The sequence below is a fragment of the Pseudarthrobacter sp. ATCC 49987 genome (assembly GCF_009928425.1).
Lineage (GTDB): Bacteria > Actinomycetota > Actinomycetes > Actinomycetales > Micrococcaceae > Arthrobacter.
In genome coordinates, this window is sequence record NZ_JAABNS010000001.1 from 1,912,240 (window position 1) to 1,932,381 (window position 20,142).

At 66.4% G+C, this 20,142-nt stretch carries 17 protein-coding genes and 2 pseudogenes; 9 read left to right on the forward strand and 10 right to left on the reverse strand.

All coding sequences use genetic code 11. The features are described from left to right. Nucleotides 1-111 precede the first annotated feature (111 nt). The 4 genes from GXK59_RS09080 to GXK59_RS09095 all read right to left on the reverse strand — a co-directional run bounded on the left by GXK59_RS09080 (nucleotide 112) and on the right by GXK59_RS09095 (nucleotide 5,939). On the reverse strand, nucleotides 112-1,707 hold the full coding sequence (locus tag GXK59_RS09080) for an MFS transporter (RefSeq protein ID WP_160666134.1): 1,596 nt from the start codon (nucleotides 1,705-1,707) through the stop codon (nucleotides 112-114). 100 nt (nucleotides 1,708-1,807) lie between these two features. Then, entirely contained in the window at nucleotides 1,808-3,529 is a 1,722-nt protein-coding gene (locus tag GXK59_RS09085; RefSeq protein ID WP_160666136.1) for a SulP family inorganic anion transporter, read from the reverse strand. A 29-nt stretch (nucleotides 3,530-3,558) separates the two neighbouring features. Further along, nucleotides 3,559-4,689, reverse strand: a complete 1,131-nt coding sequence (locus GXK59_RS09090) for a hypothetical protein (protein WP_160666138.1) — start codon at nucleotides 4,687-4,689, stop codon at nucleotides 3,559-3,561. Nucleotides 4,690-5,063: 374 nt separating this feature from the next. Next, nucleotides 5,064-5,939, reverse strand: coding sequence for an SDR family oxidoreductase (locus tag GXK59_RS09095; protein WP_160666140.1), 876 nt, complete (start codon nucleotides 5,937-5,939; stop codon nucleotides 5,064-5,066). 99 nt (nucleotides 5,940-6,038) lie between these two features. Here GXK59_RS09095 and GXK59_RS09100 point away from each other — a divergent pair, with 99 nt between their 5' ends. Continuing rightward, nucleotides 6,039-6,461 (forward strand): winged helix-turn-helix transcriptional regulator, encoded by a 423-nt coding sequence (locus tag GXK59_RS09100; RefSeq protein WP_160666142.1) that lies wholly within the window; start codon nucleotides 6,039-6,041, stop codon nucleotides 6,459-6,461. Next, nucleotides 6,458-7,354, forward strand: a complete 897-nt coding sequence (locus GXK59_RS09105; RefSeq protein WP_160666144.1) for an MBL fold metallo-hydrolase — start codon at nucleotides 6,458-6,460, stop codon at nucleotides 7,352-7,354. Before GXK59_RS09100 ends, GXK59_RS09105 begins: the two co-directional genes overlap by 4 nt. A gap of 34 nt (nucleotides 7,355-7,388) precedes the next feature. Here the strand turns inward: GXK59_RS09105 and GXK59_RS09110 are convergent, their stop codons facing one another. Then, nucleotides 7,389-8,597 (reverse strand): alanine racemase, encoded by a 1,209-nt coding sequence (locus GXK59_RS09110; protein WP_237393838.1) that lies wholly within the window; start codon nucleotides 8,595-8,597, stop codon nucleotides 7,389-7,391. A gap of 194 nt (nucleotides 8,598-8,791) precedes the next feature. On the opposite strand from GXK59_RS09110, the gene GXK59_RS09115 reads away from it, so the two are divergent. The 7 genes and pseudogenes from GXK59_RS09115 (at nucleotide 8,792) to GXK59_RS09145 (ending at nucleotide 14,328) form a co-directional block, all read left to right on the forward strand. Beyond that, complete coding sequence (locus GXK59_RS09115; RefSeq protein WP_160666146.1) at nucleotides 8,792-9,427, forward strand: hypothetical protein; 636 nt, start codon at nucleotides 8,792-8,794, stop codon at nucleotides 9,425-9,427. Further along, nucleotides 9,424-9,900 (forward strand): NUDIX domain-containing protein, encoded by a 477-nt coding sequence (locus GXK59_RS09120; RefSeq protein WP_160666148.1) that lies wholly within the window; start codon nucleotides 9,424-9,426, stop codon nucleotides 9,898-9,900. Before GXK59_RS09115 ends, GXK59_RS09120 begins: the two co-directional genes overlap by 4 nt. 111 nt (nucleotides 9,901-10,011) lie before the next feature. Then, nucleotides 10,012-10,341, forward strand: coding sequence for a GYD domain-containing protein (locus GXK59_RS09125; RefSeq protein WP_160666150.1), 330 nt, complete (start codon nucleotides 10,012-10,014; stop codon nucleotides 10,339-10,341). 23 nt (nucleotides 10,342-10,364) lie between these two features. Further along, nucleotides 10,365-10,889, forward strand: coding sequence for a hypothetical protein (locus GXK59_RS09130; RefSeq protein ID WP_160666152.1), 525 nt, complete (start codon nucleotides 10,365-10,367; stop codon nucleotides 10,887-10,889). Nucleotides 10,890-11,022: 133 nt separating this feature from the next. Continuing rightward, on the forward strand, nucleotides 11,023-11,670 hold the full coding sequence (locus tag GXK59_RS09135) for an AAA family ATPase (RefSeq protein WP_160666154.1): 648 nt from the start codon (nucleotides 11,023-11,025) through the stop codon (nucleotides 11,668-11,670). A gap of 255 nt (nucleotides 11,671-11,925) precedes the next feature. Further along, nucleotides 11,926-12,942 carry a M20/M25/M40 family metallo-hydrolase gene (locus tag GXK59_RS09140; protein WP_237393839.1) on the forward strand — a complete coding sequence of 339 codons (1,017 nt, stop codon included), beginning with the start codon at nucleotides 11,926-11,928 and terminating at the stop codon, nucleotides 12,940-12,942. Nucleotides 12,943-13,033: 91 nt separating this feature from the next. Next, nucleotides 13,034-14,328 (forward strand): annotated as a pseudogene (locus GXK59_RS09145) (LssY C-terminal domain-containing protein). On the opposite strand, the gene GXK59_RS09150 reads toward GXK59_RS09145, so the two are convergent. The 5 genes and pseudogenes from GXK59_RS09150 to GXK59_RS09165 all read right to left on the reverse strand — a co-directional run bounded on the left by GXK59_RS09150 (nucleotide 14,305) and on the right by GXK59_RS09165 (nucleotide 20,035). Then, nucleotides 14,305-15,804, reverse strand: coding sequence for a rhamnulokinase (locus GXK59_RS09150; RefSeq protein ID WP_160666158.1), 1,500 nt, complete (start codon nucleotides 15,802-15,804; stop codon nucleotides 14,305-14,307). The pseudogene GXK59_RS09145 and the gene GXK59_RS09150 sit on opposite strands and share 24 nt — an antisense overlap. Then, nucleotides 15,801-16,722: pseudogene (locus GXK59_RS09155) on the reverse strand (SDR family oxidoreductase); the annotation flags it as partial. The gene GXK59_RS09150 and the pseudogene GXK59_RS09155, both read right to left, overlap by 4 nt. Beyond that, the gene (locus tag GXK59_RS20445) at nucleotides 16,623-17,105 is read right to left on the reverse strand and encodes a hypothetical protein (protein ID WP_202129242.1); all 483 of its coding nucleotides are present in this window, start codon (nucleotides 17,103-17,105) and stop codon (nucleotides 16,623-16,625) included. The pseudogene GXK59_RS09155 and the gene GXK59_RS20445, both read right to left, overlap by 100 nt. Before the next feature lie 138 nt (nucleotides 17,106-17,243). Next, nucleotides 17,244-18,536, reverse strand: a complete 1,293-nt coding sequence (locus GXK59_RS09160; protein ID WP_160666160.1) for an MFS transporter — start codon at nucleotides 18,534-18,536, stop codon at nucleotides 17,244-17,246. A 92-nt stretch (nucleotides 18,537-18,628) separates the two neighbouring features. Next, nucleotides 18,629-20,035 carry an MBL fold metallo-hydrolase gene (locus GXK59_RS09165; protein ID WP_160666162.1) on the reverse strand — a complete coding sequence of 469 codons (1,407 nt, stop codon included), beginning with the start codon at nucleotides 20,033-20,035 and terminating at the stop codon, nucleotides 18,629-18,631. Between the last annotated feature and the right edge of the window lie 107 nt (nucleotides 20,036-20,142).

Genomic DNA, 20,142 nt, shown 5'->3' on the forward strand with positions numbered 1-20,142 from the left:
TTCCCTACTTTCAGTTGATGCGGCTTTGTACGTCATTCTCTGCGCGGCGCACGGGCGAATCCCTCATCCCCCGAGGGTGAAATCCGGGGCGAGTACAGGGGTCTGCAACGCTCAACCCAGGATCGCGCCTTCCCCGGTGCCAGAGGGCTTGGGATCCGGAAGCCGCATCATGCGGAAGGCCGTAAACAGCCCGGCGCCGCCGGCCAGTATCGGAACCAACAGCGCGATCTGGAGCGCCAGGGGCCGCGCTTCCGTGTTGATCCGGATAATTTCGTTCCGGACTTCCTCCGGTTGGCTGGCAAGGAGTTCCTGAAGTTGCGCATCGCTCATCACCTGGGCGTCCTGTTCCAGGCTCTGCGAGACCTGCTGCTGCTGTTCGGGTGCAAGAACCGTGCTGGTCGTTGCCATACCGATGAAGATGGACGAGAGCGATGCCAACATGATGCCGCCTGCAAATGCGAGCCCGAGCGACAACCCGAACGACCCGGAAGCCGAGTTGACACTGGCGGCCTCACTGACCCGTTCGTCCGAAATAGGAGACAACGTGTAGTTGTTGAGCTGGGACACCAACAGCCCCAAGCCACATCCGGAGATAATCAACGGCACCAGGAGCCACCAGCCGGAATCCGCACGCGGCACGATCGGGACCAGCACCACCAGGCCCACGATCAAGAGCAGGAAGCCCCACCGGATAAGGCTGGCCGGGCGACGCGACCCGGCCTTCTTTCCGGCGAGCATTGCAACCGCGAACATGGTCAGCGAGAGTGGCGCGATCGAGAACCCTGCCTGCATGGCGTTGTACCCGAGGACCATCTGAAGGTAGATGGGCAGCACGATCATGGTGCCGCCGAGCGCGACCTGCTGCAGCATTTGTCCCGTGGCACCGAACCGGAAGGCTTTCGATTGGAACAGGTCCGGGTCCAGCAGCGCGGCCTTGTCGTGGCGTTTGCGCCTGACGAGCCAGTAGATCAGACCGCCCAGTCCGACCGCACCCACGGCCAGGAGCGCCCCCACAGATTCGCCGCCCTCCTGCCAGACCAGAATACCGAGCACGATTCCGCCCATGCCAACGATGGACAGGACCGAACCGACGATGTCCAACGATCGGGACCCCACGAACGGAACGTCGCGAACGAGCTTGATGCCGGAAAGCACAACGGCGATGATGAGCGCCTCGAGCAGGAAGGCGACCCGCCAGGACAGGAACGTGGTGATGAACCCGCCGAGCAAGGGCCCTACCGCCGCGGCGATCGCAGCCGACGCTCCAACCAGGGCATAGACCCGCTTCTGCGCCTCTCCCGCAAAATTTCCGTGGATGAGGGACTGCATGGCGGGGAGCAGGAGCGAGGCACCCAGCCCGCCGATCACGGCCCAGAAGATGATGATCGGAAGAAGGCTTTGGGCCATCGTCATCGCCACAGCTCCGATGGCATAGCAGACAAGTCCGATCACATAGGCGCGCTTGCGCCCGATCAGATCGCCGATTTTCCCGCCGATCAGGATGAAAGCGGCGGAAACCAGCGCTTCGAGTGCAATCGCTGACTGGAGGCCGCTGACTGTTGAACCGATGTCTTTTACAACGGCCGAGATCGAGACGTTCATGATCGACGTATCGACCACCAGGACGAACATCGCCATCGCCAGCAGCAACGCCAGTCTGCCGTTGAAGGGCTCTGCCTGGGTGTTGCCACCGTTTGGCGAGGTCATCTGTGGTCGTCTCCCCACTTGTCGGATGCGCTATCCCAAAGCTAGCCACCCGGGTTGGTGCGCAAATCATTCCCGGCGGGTGAGCTTGCAACCAGGTTGTCTAACCCTGCTTATCGTCGGGCCCCCGCCCTGCGGCCCCCTGTTCCGCCTGCACGGCGCGGAAGATATTGCCGTGGATCTTGTCCTCGCCGATGCGCTCGATCACTCCGTCCCTTCCGAGGGTCGCCCGGACGGTCGGCTTGAGCCGGGCGAGGCGCAGTGTGACGCCGGCATCGTGGGCAAGGTCCGCGATGTCCGCCATCTTCGCCGCGCCTTGGGAATCGACGAAGTTGATCCCGCCACAGTCCACCACGATGCCGGTGAGTTCCGGGGTTGAGTGGATGGCCTCACGGAGACGATCCTCCAGTGCGTCCGCGGTGGCGAAGAAGAGGCCGCCGTCGAACCTGATCACGGCAATCCCGGGTATCACCTCGTCGCCGGGGTGCTCATCGGCTTCACGAAAGACCTGGGTGCCCGGTTCTCGTCCAAGGGACGGCATCCCAGGGTGCGTGGCCACCCCGACCAGCCAAATGAGCGATAGCCCGATCCCGATGACGACGCCTGCGAGCACGCCGAAGACGAGGGTACCCACGATCGCCGCGACGGCTATCCAGAAGTCGAACTTCTGCACCCGGGCAAGCCGTCGCATCTCCGGCAGGTTCATCATGCCCATCACAACGGCTTCGATGATGAGTGCCGCGAGCACCGGTTTGGGCAGGTTCGAGAAGAGCGGTGCCAGGAACAGCAGTGTGAGCAGAACCGTAACACCGGAGGCGAGGGACGCCAGACCGGTCTTGGCCCCTGAGTGGTCGTTCAGCGAACTCGCTGACAGACTCGTCGAGACCGGCATCCCCTGAAATACTCCCGCCGCCGTGTTGGCCAGCGACTGGGCCGCGGACTCCTGATTGATGTCGATCTGATAATGGTGCTTGGCGGCGAACGCCCGCGCATCCCCCGCGGTCTGGGAGAAGCCGATCAGGACCAGCGCCACGGATGCGATGGCGACAGTTCCCGCGTTGTTCCACAGGAGCTGTCCGTTCGGGATCTGCGGCGACGGCAACCCGCTGGGCACATCACCCACCAGGGCCACCCCCCGGGCCCCGAGATCGAACAGCTGCGCTGCCAGCAGGCCGCCCACAACGAGGACCAGGGCGCCCGGGACCCGGGGCGCGACCGCCCTCAGTCCGAAGACGACCGCCAGCGCGATGACACCGACAATCACGGTGGTCTGCTGAGCCTCGCCCAGGGTCCCCAGCCATGACCTCAGCTCCTGGAACGGTTTGGAACCCGTGACTTCGGTCCCGGTCAGCTTCGGGAGCTCCCCGATGACGACGTCGATTGCCGCGCCAAAGAGGAACCCGGTGACCACGGCACGCGAGAGAAACTGCGCAATCCAGCCCATCTTGAGGACGGCAAGGAACAGGAACAGGATGCCTGAGGCGAGAGTGATTCCCGCGACGAAGGAAGCGACATCCTGCTGGCTCGTGATGCCGGCCGCGAGCACGGCGCTCGCAGCCACCGCCGCCAAACCTGAGCTGGGCCCCATCGAGATTTGCCGGCAGGAGCCGAAGATCCCGTACACGATTGCGCCGGCCGCCGCCGCATACAGGCCGTTCTGCAGCGGAATCCCAGCGATACCGGCGTACCCCAGATTCTTCGGAACGATCAGGGCCGCGACGGTGACTCCGGCGATGAGATCGCCCCTCAGCCAGGCGCGGTCATAGGAACGGAGTTGACCGGCGATGGGCACGACAGCCAGGTGGCCTCGCTGCGGTTTTTTCATACCTCATCCTTCCCGTCGCTTCCACCGCTTCAGGGCTCGGTAGCTGTCCGTTCGAGTCCGGGTGAGCTTGCAGGACCGCCTCCGGTGTCCGTGCGGGGGGACTCTTGACGTGCCTGCGGGGCCGCGTCGAGGTGGTCGGCGTCGACGGCGGCGAGGTTACGGATCAGGACGATCAGCCAGGCGAAGACCAGCGACGCGGCGATGAGTTCCACCGCGGTGAGGTTGTAGTAGCCGAACGGAAAGTACATCACCACGGCGAAGGCGATGACCGCCAGAAACACAAGTCCCAGAGCATTGAAGGCCGCGGGGATCGTGGGTACGAGCGAACGCATCCGGACGATGAGGGTCCCGAACACGACCACCATGCCGGACGCTGCCGCGGTGTGGAGCCAGAATTGCTGATCGACGGGAAACAGTCCCACGCACGCGAGCAGAACGCCTATGAGGACGATGCCGCCTTCCAGCATACGCACCCGGCGCCGGGAGGAAGCAGCCGCCGCGTCGAGCGTTCTCGTCGAGTATCCGGCCAGGGTGGTGACCACCACGCCGGCGACGATCAGGGTGAAGTTGAAGGCCACCCCGGAGACATCGGAGCTCATGCCGAGGGCGCTGAGGTTCTCCTCCCACCACTGCGGGTTCTCTGCCGTGAGCATGCTCGTCAGGACACCGGTGACCAGGAAGACGGCGAGGAGCGCGGCGAGCCGGTAGGCATTCATGGTGACTGTGGAGAGGTACGCGATGTAGGAACTGATGGCTCCCGCGGTCCCGACGATGATGGCGCCTGCAAGGGGGTACAGGACTGCACCCACGAACGCCCGCTGGAAGATGGAGAACAGCGCCAGCCACCCGAGCAGGAAGATGCAGGCGTGGGCCAGCGCGAGTGCGGCGATGTCAACGGCATTGCGCGTTCGTCCAGCCGCTGGGGCCTGGGATGATTCAAGGTCCGGACGTTGCAGGGAACCGATCACTGCTGCTGCGGCACCGAGGACCGCCGTCCCCAGCGCAGCGATGTCCCCCACCGAGCCCCGTCCTGACAGGGCAACAGGTTCCCGCCCCACGAGCAGGAACGCCACGACGCCGAGCACGACAAAACTTCCGCTGCCAACGACGAGCGCCCGCGACTCGGAGGTGACCGCAGCGTGGGTCCTCAGGGCCAACATCGTTCACCTCGCTTCGCCTGGGAGTACCCCCACGCTACGGCTGCCTCGTCCGGGTGCCGTCACCCTGAAAGGATGAAACCCTTCAGCCCAGGCCGCCTCGGGAACGTCAGACCCCTCCCCGATATGGCCCGCAGGGTGTTGAATGGTAGTGGAGGCGGCGCCTGCGCAGAACACGGAAAGGGGCCGGCCTCATGTTGCCTGCCGGAGCTGGGGATTCCGGTGCGAGACGGGGCCGGCGACGCTTGAGAGCCCTCTGAGACCGGGGTTCTCTCCCCCAGCCGTCGTCGGCCCCCTGGTTGTTCCGGGTTTGGCGGCACCCCGGACACCGGCCCCGCATGGCCGGCGTCCGGAACGCCCATTCCCGGCACGACTGCCTAATGCCGGCGAGCTTCCGTTCCGGCGGCCACCCGCACGGCCTCGCGCATCGAGGTTGTGGGCCGTCCAATCAGGGCACTGAGGTCACCGCTGGTCACGAGCAGCTCGCCGCGCGCGATGCCGAGATCACTGTCGGCCAGGATCGCCGCGTAGCCCTCCGGCAGACCGGCACCCACCAGCATCCCTGTGTACTGTTCCTCCGGCAGATCCCGGTACTGCACCGGACGGCCGGTGGCGGCGCTGACTTCCGCAGCAAGCTCGGTGAGGGTGAACGGCACGTCGCCGCCGAGCTCATAGACCTTCCCGGCCTGGCCGTCCTGAAGCAGCACCGCCGCGGCGGCACGGGCATAATCGGCGCGCGTGGCCGCACTGACCCGGCCCGCACCGGCACTCCCGAGCACGGCGCCGTGCTGACGATAGGTGTCCAGTTGTTCCGTGTAGTTCTCCAGGTACCAGCTGTTGCGGAGCAGTACGAACGGCAGGCCGGACGCTGCCAGGGCTGCTTCCGTGGCCTCGTGCTCAGCGGCCAGCTGCATGTTCGTGCTGCCGGCATTGGCGATGCTGGTGTAGGCGATCAGCCCGACGCCTGCATCCTGGGCGGCCGCGATGGCGTTCCGGTGCTGTTCCAGGCGCTGGCCAACCTCACTGCCGGAAATCAGCAGGACCTTTTCGGCCCCCGCAAACGCCTGGCGCAGGGAATCCGGGTCGGTGTAGTCGACGGGCCGGACCTGGACGCCCCGCGCGGCGAGCTCGGCGATCCTCGAGAGCTCACGACCGGTGGCAACGATCCGGGCGGCGGGCACATCGTGCTCGAGGAGCGCTTCAACAACAAGGCGGCCGAGCTGGCCGGTGGCGCCCGTGACAACGATGGTCATGGTGGTCCTTTCCAGAGGGATGACTGACACCCTTTGCAACTTCGCCGCAGCAGCATTGCTTCCCGGCGGACAGTATGCACCTTAAAGTAAGGTACCTACATGAAAGTAAGTGACGCTTCCCCAAGCCTGCCGGCCGCCCCCGCGCTGGCCGGGATCTTCCCCGCCGGGTGTCCCAGCCGGACTGTCCTCGATCATGTCTCCAGCAAATGGGGGGTGCTGATCCTGGTCGCGCTGTGGGACGGCCCGCAGCGCTGGAGCGAACTGCGACGCCGGGCCGAAGGCATCAGCGAAAAGATGCTCGCCCAGACGCTCAGGACTCTGGAAGGGGACGGCTTCCTCCGTCGCGACGCCCAGCCAATCATCCCGCCCAGGGTCGACTACAGCCTCTCCGGCCGCGGTCGCGAACTGGTCGCCGTGCTGCTCCCGCTGGTCAGTTGGATCGCCGAACACGCCGGCGAAATCGTCAACGCCCCGGTCACCCCAGCCTCCGCCGCAGCCGTCAACGGCAGGCCGGCGTCGTGACAGTTCTCAACCTCGAGGTGCGCTGGTACGCGGGGACGCGGCCCCGCAGGCGCAGAGCAGCGCCGCCGATCCAGGTCCACTGGGCTGCAGCGAACACCGTCCTGCTCCGGCAGGACATCACCGACAACTTCGAAGCGCCCTTTCTCTACCTGCTGTTCGGCGACGAATGCGCGCTGCTCCTCGATACGGGTGCCACGGCGGATGCCACCAGATTTCCCCTGCGGGAGACGGTCGACACACTCATGGACGGCTGGCTGCGCGGGCATCCCCGGGACGGCTACGAACTCGTTGTGGCCCACTCGCACGCCCACGGGGACCATGTCGCCGGAGACGGGCAGTTCACAGACCGTCCCCACACCCGGGTCGTGGGACACTCAACCGAAGAAGTTGCCGGGTTCTTTGGGCTCAACGGCTGGCCTCGCGGCACGGCCCGGTTTGACCTCGGCGGACGGGCGCTGGAGGTGATCCCCACGCCGGGGCACCATCCTTCCGCCGTCGCCCTCTACGACGAGGACACCGGCATTCTGCTCACCGGAGACACGGTTTACCCGGGCCGGCTGTACGTGCAGGATTTTCCGTCCTTTCAGGATTCGCTGCGCACCCTCTGCGATTTCTCTGCGGCCCATCCGGTCACGGCCGTCCTTGGCGCGCACATCGAAATGCCGTCCCGGCCGTTCCGGGACTTCCCGCTCGGCTCGACCTGGCACCCTGATGAAGCTCCCCTTCCGATGGCTGCCGGGGACCTGCAGACGATCAGGGATGCTGCCGCCCGGGTTGCCGGCCGTCCCGGGGCACACCGGTTCGCCAACTTCATCATCTGGAACGGGCCCTGCCGGCGCGAGTCCGCGGCCCAGTCCGTCCGGCTCCTCCTGTCCCGGGCGCTCGGCAGGTAGCGCTCCCCTGACGTTGGGCAGTGTCCCCGGCCGTTCAGGAGTGTTGGGTCGGTGCCAGCGACGAGCGGTGGAAGTCCGTCCGCCACACGCCGGTGTCGCGTCCGCCGCCGTCGGTAACGACGTATTCGGGCCAGCGGTCGAAGGCGGAGCAGGGGTGCGAGATCCCAAAGTCGACCACATCCGTGACGTCCAGTCCCGTCGCTCCGGCCAGGACGGCGTGATGGTCGAAAAGGCTCCGCACATGGGCGGTTGCACCGTGTTTTGGGACGCCGTCTGCGGTGCGGGCCGACAGGAAAACGGGCAGTCCAGCGTCGTAAGGAAGGTCCCGTTTCCCGGCCCCGACGACGGCGATTCCCTCCTCGGGAACGGACAGCACGACAGCCCGGACCGAAAGTGCCGGAACCAGCCCCGGAACCGGGCTGACGCTGGCGTACGTGCCGTGATCGTGGGTGACGTAGCAGCCAGACCGGAGGATCCGTCTGGTGCCAGGCACCTGGCTGTCATCGGGCAGGTGAGCCGCGACGCGGTCCGGGAACGCGGACCCGCCCATGGAGTAGATCGGGTCGGCGGTCTCAAAGTACTCGGCTGCAGCAAGATACACGTCGCGCACCAGCCTGCAGTGCCGGTCGACGGCGTTGATGGTGGACTCTGCCCTGCTGTTGGGGACAACGCCTTCGTACCCGGCGACACCGACGAGCCGGAGGCCGGGCGTACCGTGGACCAACTTGGCCAGGCGAAGCGCATTGGGGAGGTTCCGGGTTCCCGTGCGTCCGCCCGGGGTGCCGACGTCGATCAGCACCTCCAGGGTGGCGGCCGCTCCGGCGAAGGCCCGGGCGGCCGCCCCGACACCAGCGGCGGAATCCACGAAGCAGCGGATTTCCCGCCCGGAATCCTCCTCCAGCCAGGTGCGGAGGCGCAGCAGGCCGCGCTGGTCGACGATCTCATTGGCGACGAGAATGTGCTGATGCCCCCAGTTCAGAACCGACTCGGCCTGGTCCACGGTGGCCACGGTGACGCCGACGGCGCCGGAAGCCACCTGCCGCTCGATGATCGGTGCTGACATGGTCGTTTTGACATGGGGGGCAAGCTCCACGCCCCGGTCCTGACACCAGGCGGCCATCACACGGATGTTGTTGTCGAGGGCGTCGACGTTGAGCCGCAACTGTGGATACGCCGGGGCGGTGGCAGCACTGGCAGGGATATCTTCGGCGGTTCCGCTCTGGCGCTGGTTCGGGCTGCTCACAGTGCTCCTTTTTCAGTCCTGGGACGTCCCTGCCCTCCTGTGGCGTCAGCGGGGGTCCGATGTGGGCGATGCGTTGATTGTGTCATGCAGCGTCCCGGCTCCGAACGGCTCAGCACGGTAGCCCGCGCCATTCCCTGTCCGGGGGGATAATGGCCTCGAGAGCCAACGGTCAGCCCGGACGAGAGGGAGTCCGAATGCACACGTCTCCGCGCATCACGGTGGAGGTGCCGGTACTCAGCGTTGGATCCGGCCCCCCGGACTACGAGGAACTGGGCAGCTACGTCGATGCACTGAGAAGGCCGCAGGGGCTCCACCTGACCCTGCTGCATATCGGTGTGCTGGAGGACTTCGCCCAGGACATTGCGACCTGGACCAGGGGCATCACGGCCGCCGGGGAAGCCGCCCGTATGGCGGCTGCCTGGCTGGAGGGGCTTCCTACCTTGGACGCCTTTTCCGCACGGGCTGAGCGGCTGGTCCTGCTGGGCGGCGGGCGCGTGAGCGGCCTGGAAGTGGAGGTGCCCCACCACGTGCAGGAGTATCAGGTCTCCCTCGTGAAGGCCTTGCACGAGCTTTTGGACGAGATGCTGGTGGACAACGTCGATGACTTCATCCTCAGCTCACCGGCCCTCGGCTTCAGGTATCCCCGGTGGACACCCCACGTTGCCGTAGGCCGCCCCAAGACGAGGGACCGCGGGCCCTGGGCGATTAGACCCCTGGCACTCGAATTCGGCGCATCACGGATCAGGAACCGCCAGCACCTCCCCGCCCTGGGTGCCGGCCAGGACGTGCGGACCAGGGCATCCGGACCCAGACAGGTGGAGGGCACATGACAGTCACGAGCGCAGGCATCCTGCTGTACCGCCGGGGCCCCGGACCGGAGGTGGAGGTGTGGATAGCCCATATGGGCGGACCGTACTGGGCGCGAAAGGATGCCCGGGCCTGGTCAATACCCAAAGGCGAATACCTCCCGGACGAGGACCCGCTGGCCGCTGCGCAGCGCGAGTTCGCCGAAGAAATGGGCCACCCTGCACCGGCCGCCGAGTACATCCCCCTGGGGGCTTTCCGGCAGCCTTCGGGCAAGATCATCACGGTCTTCACGGCCGGGTCCGACTTTGCGCCCGAACGGATTGTGAGCAACACCTTCCCGTTGGAATGGCCCAAGGGATCCGGCATAGTCCGGAGCTACCCGGAGATCGATGCCGCCCAATGGACACCGGAGACCGAAGCCCGCATCAAGCTGGTGGGTGGCCAACTGCCGATCCTCGACGCGCTCATCCAGCACCTGGCGGGCCCGGGCACCTGACCGGCGGCACCCGATAACCTCTTCCGCTCCCGCATCCCATTGATGGTCCGGCACCACAGTGCCATTCTTGGGAAATCCGAATCATTCGGGCAGCGAACGAAGGGAAATGCGATGCCGCTCTATCTTTCGAAGTTCAGCTACACCCCTGAGACCTGGGCCAGGATGATCACCAATCCCGAAGACCGCGGGAAAGCCGCCCAGGCATACATCGAATCGGTCGGAGGAAAGCTCCACGGCTTCTGGTACGCGTTCGGCACCCACGACGGGTACAACCTCTGGGAGGCCCCTGACAACGTCTCCATGGCCGCGGTGGCACTGGCAATCACCGGAGGCGGTGCTCTGAGTTCGTTGGAAACGACCGTACTGTTGAGCGTCGACGAAACACTGGAGGCCCTGCGGATGGCCGGAGAGGTGAAGTACCGGGCCCCCGGCACCAGATAGGACCAACCACAGAGAGGCCTTCGATGAATGCCACCGAGCCGACGGGGCGGCGTGAACCGACTGCCCGCCAACGCGCCGAGAGCCTCAAGGAGCGCGTCTACATCAGCTTCACCAGCCTGGCTGTGGTGCTGGCCCTTCGGAGCCACGCGGACGAGACAACGCCAGGCGCAGCAGCGGCAACCCTCAGCATCGTGGTGGTCGGTTCCCTGCTGGGGATCTTCGTCGCCGATTTGCTGAGCCATCTGACGGTCCACGCAAAACTTCCCAGCGGTCGCGAACTCAATCACATGATCGCCGTCAGCACCGAGGCCCTCAGCGTGCTGGTGACACCGCTCCTGCTCCTCACGGCAGCCGGCCTGGGACTCTGGTCGACGGCTGTGGCACTTCAATGGGCAGTGGTGGTTCTCGTTGTGACCCTCCTCGTCATCGGATACCTCGCAATCCGGCGGCTCGAGCTGCCGGTGCACCTCAAAGCCGTGATTGTGCTCGCTGAAGTGGTGTTGAGCATGGTGGTGATCGGGCTCGAGTTGCTGGCCCACAATCTCTGAGGAATCACGCCTGAACCACCGCCCCCAGCACGACCGCGTTCCGTGCCAGGGAGCGGCCGGGATCAAGTGGGGTCTTCGATCGTTGGGTCAGGTAGCGGCCTGACACCCACCACCCCCAACCAAAGGAGACTGCTTGCTGATCGTGCTTACGGGAATTGACGGGTCGGGGAAAACGACAGCGGCCCAAGCCCTTGTCGATGCCGCCCGCCAGACCGGGAACAGCGCCCTGTTTCTGCCCAACTATGCGGGTCGCCGGAGGATGTCTCTGATGAGTGCCGCGCTGGGCGTCCGTATGCCCGCGCGGCTTGCAGATTTCATTGAGACGGCAGTCCGCACATTCAACGTCCTGAATTCACACCGCCGCGCCTGGCGTTTTCAGGGCTTGGCGGTCATGGATCGGCACCTTCACTGTCAGCTCGCGCTGCGCAAGATGCACGGAATTCCCAGGGGACGTTTCCTGCCCTTCCTGATCAGGACACTCCCCCAACCTGACCTGGTCATTTACCTGGATGTTGACCCCCACGAGGCGCACGCCAGGGTAGTCGCGCGGGGTACCGATTCCGAGCGCCTCGAGGATCTGGAGTGCCTGCGCGGCGCCTATCAATCACTTCCCGAATTCTGCCGTTTCACCAGCATCACAGCCGACGGGCTGCCCTCCGAGGTGCTCTCCCGGCTGCAGACAGCCCTCGCGACGGCCAGCGGAAGGCAGGCCGGGGAGCCCGCCCCGGGAAATCCTGCCCGCACCAATTCACACAGCAGTTTCACAGGGAAGCGCTATTGAAGTTACAGCCGGAACAACAAGAATGGTCGTAACTGATAGTGGTATTCGCGGATTCAATGGTGACCGCGGCGTGCCGGGCGTCAGTGGCGAGCGTCTTGATTATTCGACTTGAAACCGACTAATGACGGGTTTCCCAGCATGTTGACTCTGCGCAAACACGTACTTGCTTCAGTCATCGCTGTGATGCTGCTGTCCGCGACGGCCTGTACTTCAGAGTCAGCGGCCGGGGCCCCCGTAGGGTTTCCGTCCGACGGCGTGACCAGCGTCCCAACCAGTAAATCCACGGGCCCCAGCGGCCCAACCAGCAAGTCAACGGCCTCCAGCGCCGCGGCTCCCCGGCTTGAGCCTGCGGGCGGGGTGGATGCGCGGGCGGTGCTGGAGGCGTTCAAGGGCCGGGCCATGGTCGCTCATCTGGAGGCGCTGCAGCGCATTGCTGATGACAATGGCGGCAACCGTGCGTCCGGGACGTCCGGGTATGAGGCATCCGCCCGCTACGTCGAGGAGCAGCTGCGCGCTGCCGGGTACAACCCCGTCCGGCAGACCTTCACGTTCCGCGGCGAGGGCAGGAGCCGGAAACAGGTGGAGAGCTTCAACATCCTCGCCGACACCGGCGGCAGCGCCGAGAACACCGTGGTGGTGGGCGGCCACCTGGACTCCGTGCCCGAGGGCCCGGGGATCAACGACAACGGCTCCGGGGTCGCGGCCATCCTTGAGATCGCCAAGTGGATGAAGGAGACCGGGACCACTCCGGTGAACAGGGTCCGGTTTGCGTTCTGGGGCGGCGAGGAGGACGGCCTCTACGGCTCCCAGCACTACGTCGATGAACTCAGCAAGGCCGAGAAAGCCCAGACCGCGGCGAACCTGAACGTGGACATGATGGCTTCCCCGAACGGGGTGCGGTCCATCCACGACGGTGACGGCTCGGATTTCGGTCACGCCGGGCCGAATGGCTCGAAGCAGATCGAAGACGTCTTCTTCCGCTTCTTCCAGGAGAACTCGCTGCCGGCGGAAACCACGCCCTTTGACGGCGGCTCCGACTACGACGCGTTCCTGCAGGCCGGCATTCCAGGCGGCGGACTGTTCAGCGGGGACGTGGAATCAAAGACCCAGGCCCAGGTGCAGTCCTATGGCGGAGAGGTGGGCAAGAAGCTCGATTCCTGCTACCACAAGGCCTGCGACAACCTCAAGAACACCGACGCGGACCTGCTCAAGGAAATGTCCGGAGCTCTGGCGTACGCCACCGCAACGTACGCACTCGCGCCGCGGGGCTGAGATCCCGGCGTGGCTGGCCACGGCGGGACCTCCGCAGGATGATTTCCGCCACCCATGGCCCGCATCCGGGCCGAGCAGGTACAACTGAGTGATGACGACCTCACCCTTGGCGCCCGGCCCCGGGAGGCGCCGTGGCCGGCTTCCGGACACGGACACCGTTCTGGACACGGGATTGTTTGTCTTCGGTGGGGTGGCCGCCGTCTGGCTCGCGACGATACTTCTTCAGGAGACGCTGCAGTGGGGCAGGTTGTGGTTCTCGATAGTCTTCTGGGCCGTCCTGGCGTATCTGGTCCTTCCCCGGGTTCATCGGATCCTGACCCGGATCTACCTTCCGGATTACTTCATTGGCCGTGCCGGACCAGCGACGGACTGCTCGGGGACCCGGTCAACGTGGCCTTGCTCGCAACGGAAGATCAGGTTCGCGCCGCCATGCTCCGGGCAGGCTGGACCCAGGCCGACGACGTCGATCTGCGCAGCAGCCGTCGGATAGTCGTCTCCACCCTCACGCGCCGGAGCTACGACGAGGCGCCTGTCAGCCCCCTGTTCCTCTTTGGCCGCCAGCAGGATTTTGCCTATCAGCAGGAAGTCGACGGGAACCCAGGCAAGCGGCACCACATCCGATTCTGGCGCTGTCCGCCAGGGTGGGTTCTGCCGGGCGGCGCCAGGGTCGATTGGCTGGCGGCCGGAACGTATGACCGCGCGGTGGGACTGTCGCTGTTCACGCTCCAGATTACACACAAGATCGAGGAAAACACCGACGAGGAAAGGGACTTTGTCCTGGGCTCGTTGCAGCAGGCCGTGCCCGAAGCCGAAGTCGCCGTCATCCGGGATTTTTCGACGGGCTACCACACGCGCAATGGCGGGGGTGACACGATTTCCACCGACGGCCACCTGCCCGTCGTCGACCTTACGCACGTCAGCGCCGGCCCGGCGGACAGGCCCCGCACGCGGACGGACATTAGGAACAGGCGCCCTGCCCCGACCCTGTTCGGCGGTTTCCTCGTGTTCCTCCGGGGTACCGCGGCCCTCCTCCTGGCCGCGTCGTTGCTGCTGGGCGGCGCCTCCGGCGCGGCTGCCGGATCGGCAGGCGGGCTGTCGCCGGCTGCTGCCACGGTCATCGCGGTCTTTGGCGTCGGGGAGATCCTGCTGGCATGGTTCATCTTCCAGGGCGAAAACCGTTCACGGGTCACGGCCATGCTTCTCAGCGTTGTGGCCATCATCGTCCAGGCGGCGGACGTGCTCAACGGCGGCCCCCGCGTTGCTTTGGAGACGAACCTGGTGGGCCTGTCCCTGGACATCCTGCTCATCATCGCCCTCTCCAGCCAGCGATCCCGCACGTTTGCACGGAACCACGGCAGGGCTTCAGTTCTGTTGGAACAGGTGTGACGCGGGCCGCGGCCCGTTCGTCGGCACTGCCGGCTCGTACCGTTCCAGGGCCGTGCCGCCGGCCAGAAGCTGCCTGAGTCCGGCCAGTCCCCCGCGGACGGTGCCCGCGGCACGGGCCTGGACCAGCACGTTGCCAAGGGCGGTGGCTTCGACCGGACCCGCAATGACGGGCCTGCCGGTGGCGTCGGCGGTGAGCTGGCATAAGAGCCTGTTTTGCGAGCCGCCACCCACAATATGGACGACGTCGATGTCCCGGCCGGCGAGTCGTTCGGCGTCGCGAATGGTCCGGGCATAGCCGGCGGCGAGGCTGTCCATGATGCAGCGGACGATCGCCGCAGGCTCGTCCCGCAGGTCGGCGCCGGCTTCACTTGCTGCAGCGCGGATCCGCTCCGGCATGTTGCCGGGCGCCGTGAAGCCCGGGTCGCCGGCGTTGACCAGGGGGCCGCCGGCCGGCAATGCCGCAGCGCCGTCCAACAGTTCGGCCAGCGAAAGCATGCGGCCCCCGGCAGTCCAGGCGCGCTGGCATTCGCTCAGCAGCCAGAGCCCGCCGGCATTGCGCAGGTACCGGATGGTCCCGTCGATGCCGCGTTCATTGGTGAAGTTCGCCAGCCGGCTCGCCTCCGTCAGGACCGGGTGCCTGGGTTCCACCCCCACCAGGGACCACGTGCCGGAGGAGATGTAGGCGAAGTCCTCCGTCTGCGCGGGGGCTGCCGCAACAGCCGAAGCGGTGTCGTGCGAACCAACCGCGACCACCGTGGTCTCCTGAGGCAGTCCCGTCTGCGCGGCCATGGACGGGAGAAGCGTGCCGATGGTTTCGCCGGGCTGGATCAGTGGCGGGAACAGATCCGGGGGCAGCTCCAGGGCGGTGAGGAACTCCGTGGCCCACTCCCCTGCGACGGCATCGAAGAGTCCCGTGGTGGAGGCATTCGTAACTTCGGTGCGGCGCTGGCCGGTCAGGAAGAACGCGATCAGGTCCGGAATGAGCAGGGCCTGGATGCCGTGGAGGTCCGCTTCGCTGGCGAGCTGGTAGATCGTGTTGAATTCCAGGAACTGCAGCCCGGTGGTCGCGTAGAGGCGCGCCGGGTCCAGGCGCTGGTGGACCTTTTCCACGGCGCCGCGGCTCCGGTCGTCCCGGTAGCTGTAGGACTGTGCCGCCAGTTCGCCGGCGGCGTTCACCCGCCCGTAATCCACGGCCCAGGTGTCGATGCCGATGCTCGCGATCCGTTCCCCGCGCTGCTTGGCCGTCGTGGCGGCAGCCGCCAACCCGGTGAGCACCTCCGTGAACAGTGCGTCGAAATCCCAGCGCAGGCCGCCGTCGGACTCCACCACCCCGTTGGGGAACCGGTGGACGGTTTCCAGCACCACCGCCGGGTTCCCGGCTTCACGGGTGATCCGGCCCAGAATGACCCGTCCGGAGGAGGCCCCAATATCGACAGCGGCGAACACCGTGCCGGCCGTGGATGGTGCGTCTGTCATCGGAGGAAGGCGGTGGCGACGCCGGCGTCCACCGGGATGTGCAGTCCGGTGGTGCGCGAGAGTTCGCTGCCGGTGAGGACGGCGACGGCGTTCGCGACGTTTTCCGGCAGGACCTCGCGCTTGAGGAGGGTGCGCTGGGCGTAGTACTTGCCCAGGTCCTGCTCGTCCACGCCGTACACGGCGGCGCGCTTGGCGCCCCAGTCTCCGGCGAAGATCCCGGAACCGCGGACGACGCCGTCGGGGTTGATCCCGTTGACACGGATGCCGTATTCACCCAGTTCCGCTGCGAGCAGACGGACCTGGTGGGCCTGGTCGGCCTTGGTGGCGGAGTAGGCGATGTTGTTCGGGCCGGCGAAGACGGAGTTCTTCGAGGAGATGTACACAATGTCCCCGCCCATACCCTGGTCGATGAGGACCCGGCTGCGGCCTTGGAGACCAGGAAGGAGCCCTTGGCCATGACGTTGTGCTGCAGGTCCCAGTCCTGTTCGGTGGTCTCCAGGAGCGGTTTGGAGATGGACAGTCCGGCGTTGTTGACCACCAGATGGCGACGTCGGAGCCGCCGAGCACCGCCGCGGCGGCCCGGGCGCTGTCGAGTTTGAGGTCCGCGATGACGACGCAGGCGCCTTCGGCCGCGAGCCGGGTGGCGATGGCTTTGCCGATGCCCGACGCCGCTCCCGTCACCAGGGCAATGCGGGTGGCGTGGGATTTGGGCCGGGGCATCCGGGCCAGCTTGGCTTCCTCCAGTGCCCAGTATTCGATCCGGAACTTCTCGGATTCCTCGATGGGGGCGTAGGTGGAGATGGCCTCGGCTCCGCGCATCACGTTGATCGCGTTGAGGTAGTACTCCCCGGCCACCCGGGCGGTCTGCTTGTCCTTGCCGTAGGAAAACATCCCGACGCCGGGGACCAGGACGATGGCGCGAGGGCGGCGAGCCGGGCACACCACCGGAACCTCCACGTCGTCGGCTCCGCCGTTGCCTCCTCCGATCCGGGCATCGCAGCGCGCCGGGCCATCCAGCCGGCCATATTGGCAAGCATCGACGGCAGCAGCGGCGTCCACAGCACCCGAAGCGGCGAGTGGGAGGTCAGGCCGCCCCACGAATACGCCTCACGGTGCCGGCCACGGGCGTCGGTGGTCCGGTAGAACCCTGCGATGCGGTCCCCCGCGACCCTCGTTGGCTTCATATCGCCGAGCAGGGCCTCCGGCGGTGTGCCACCCACACCGTGCACCCGGATCTCCGTCAGGCCATCGAGGTTCACCGCGTCGGGAACCAGTCCGGCCGAATCCCTGATGTCGCTCATCACGCCCACGCAATACCGTTGCCGGGCTCGCAAAATCCAGCATCATGATCTCCTGCCTCAGGGGGACGGCGCGGGGCTGAACTCGATACTGGACCTTGCCACTGCAGATTGCAATGGTGGCCCCTTGAGGGGTCCTGGCTACATCAGGGGCTGGCTGTGGTGGTCGGTGCCGCGCATGCGGACGGCCACGAGAATTCCCGACAGGGCCGTGAGTCCGGCGACGACGCCGACGGCGGCCGGAATGCCGAACGCGTCGGCGATGATCCCGGAGAGCAGCGCGCCGACAGCGAAGCCGCCGTCGCGCCAGAGACGGTAGATGCCGACGGACCGGGCCCGCCACTGGGGATGGGCGACGTCGCCGATGGCCGCAAGCAGGGTGGGGTACACCATCGCCGTGCCGAGGCCCAGGAGGACGGCGGCGGTCAGCCAGATCCCGAAGTCCTGGCCGACGGCGATCATTCCCAGCGCGGCGGCCTGGACCAGCATGCCGACGACGATCAGCCATTTGCGCCCGTATTTGTCCGACAACGCCCCGGTGACGAGTTGCGCTGCACCCCAGACGGCGGGATAAACGGCGGCGAGAATGCCGATCTTTTCGATCGTCAGTCCGGCGGCGGCAAACAAGACGGGGAAGAGCCCCCAGGCGAGTCCGTCGTTAAGGTTGTTCACCATCCCGGCCTGGCTGACCGAGGACAGTGACTTGTCCCGGAAGCTGGTGAGGGTGAAGATTTCCCGGTTGCTCAGTTCGCCGTGGGCGTCCGCGTGGGCGGCCGTGTGATTGGCGGCCTCGAGCCTGGCGTGGCCTCTGGTTTCCTTCACGGCGAAGACCGACAGCCCGAGGCCCAGCGCGATGTAGGCGGCGCCGAGCAGGAAGGGTCCGGGGCGAAGGCCGTAGTTGGCGGCGATATAGCCGGTTGCAAGGGCGGTACCGGCGACGCCAAGGTAGCCGGCTGCTTCGTTCAGGCCCATGGCGAGTCCGCGTTTGGAAGGTCCAACGAGGTCCATTTTCATGACGACGGTGGTGGACCATGTAAGGCCCTGGCTAATGCCCAGGATTACGTTGGCGGCAACGATCCAGCCCCAGCTCGGGCCCAGGATCAGCATCAGCGGGACCGGCAGGGCGATGATCCAGCCGGCGATCAGGACGGGTTTGCGGCCATAGCGGTCCGAGAGGGTACCGGCGAAGTAGTTGGTGGCGGCCTTGGCCAGGCCAAAGGCCAGGATGTAGGTCAGCGCGGACGTGTAGAGGTCCAGGTGGAAGACTTGCCCGGCCAGCAGCGGAAGCACGGTGCGTTCCTGGCCGAGGGTGCCGCCGACGAGAGCGTTGACGGCGACCAGGAGCATGAACTGCGCCAGGTTCTGCCGCAGCCCCAGCGTAATGCCGTTGCCGTGGCGCTGCTGCCGCAGTGAGTGGGTGTTGCCGGTGCTCATGATGCTCCCGATGGTTGGGACAACGGATGGCGGCGGCCCTGTTGCCAGGGCCGCCGCCAGGGGTGCCAGTCAGCTATTGCCGGCAGCGAGGGCTAGCTGCTGGCAATGGATGCCAGGGGTTGCCGGGTTGCCCAGGCGGCGTAGCTGCCGTCGAGTTCGACGACGTCGTAGCCGGCGCGGCGCAGCGCGCTGGCCGCAACGGAGTTCCGGACGCCGCTCTGGCAGTAGGACACGATGGTGCCCTCGGCCGGGAGCTCGTCCAGGTGCCACATCACGCGGCCGCCGCTGAGCTGGTGGGAGCCCGGGATGTGTCCGGCGGCGTGCTCGGTGCGGTTCCGGACGTCCAGGACCATGGCGGCGTCGAAGCCTTCGAGGTCCTCGGGCGCGATGAGTTTCGGGGTGCTGGCCGGCAGGCCCGCGAAGCCGGTGACGTAGCCGGCGACGTTGTCGATGCCGACGCGGACCAGGTGGTCCCACATTTGGTGCGCGGCGGACTGGTCCGGGGCCAGGAGCACGAGCGGGTTCTTGTCGGTTTCCGGGTTCACCACCCAGGCGCCGAAGCTGGCGACGGATTTGCCGGCCGGGACGTTGAGGGAGCCGGTGACGGTGCCTTCGTGGACCTGGTCGTTGGCGCGGGTGTCGATGAACGTCACCGTGTCCGCGGCGAGGTCCTTCGCGACGGCGGCGAGGTCGAGTTCGGCCAGCGGGGCGCGTTCGCCCATGACGGCCGGGCCCTGCCGGTTTTCGCGCTTCATCCGGCCGAAGTACGCGTGCGCGTCGGGCTGGCCATCGAGGAGTTCATCGATGAAGCCCTGCTCGTCGTTGGCCGCCAGGTAGGGGCCCCACCAGGAGTAGAGCCGCTCGTAGCCGACCGTGGAGGACGCGATCGCGCCCAGGGCCTTCCCGCACGCACTGCCGGCGCCGTGGCCCGGGTGGACCTGGACGTGGTCCGGCAGGGTCAGGAACTTCTCCCGCAGGCTCACGAAGAGATCCTTGGCCCCGGCGAACCGGGTGTCGATGCCGCCGGCGGCCTCATCGAGCAGGTCCGGCCGGCCCAGGTCGCCGGAGAAGACAAAGTCACCCGAGAGCAGGTACCCGGGGGTGTCGGCGAACGCACCATCGGTGACCAGGAACGACAGGTGCTCCGGGGTGTGGCCGGGCGTATGCAGCGCCTTCACCGTGATGTTGCCCAGAGTGATCACATCATTGTCATGGAGGCGTTCAGCCTCGAAACCGTACTGCCAGTCCGCTCCACCCTCACCGGAAACATAAGCGGTGGCACCGGTCGCGGCCGCCAGCTCCCGGGTGCCCGAGAGGAAATCCGCGTGGATGTGGGTCTCGGTCACGGCAACGATTTTCATGCCGTTCTTGGCAGCCAGTGACTGGTACACCGCGATGTCACGGCGCGGGTCAACGACCAGCGCCTCGCCCTTGGCCTGGCAACCAATGAAGTAACTGGCCTGGGCGAGGTCCTCATCGTAAATGCGTTCCAGAAGCATGTGCTCTCCTTCGTAAAGAGGTGGGGATGTCCCCGTCAACTACTAATAACAGTAATACCCCCAGGGGTATCTTGCAACACGGTTGATGCTGTACGAAGAGATACGAA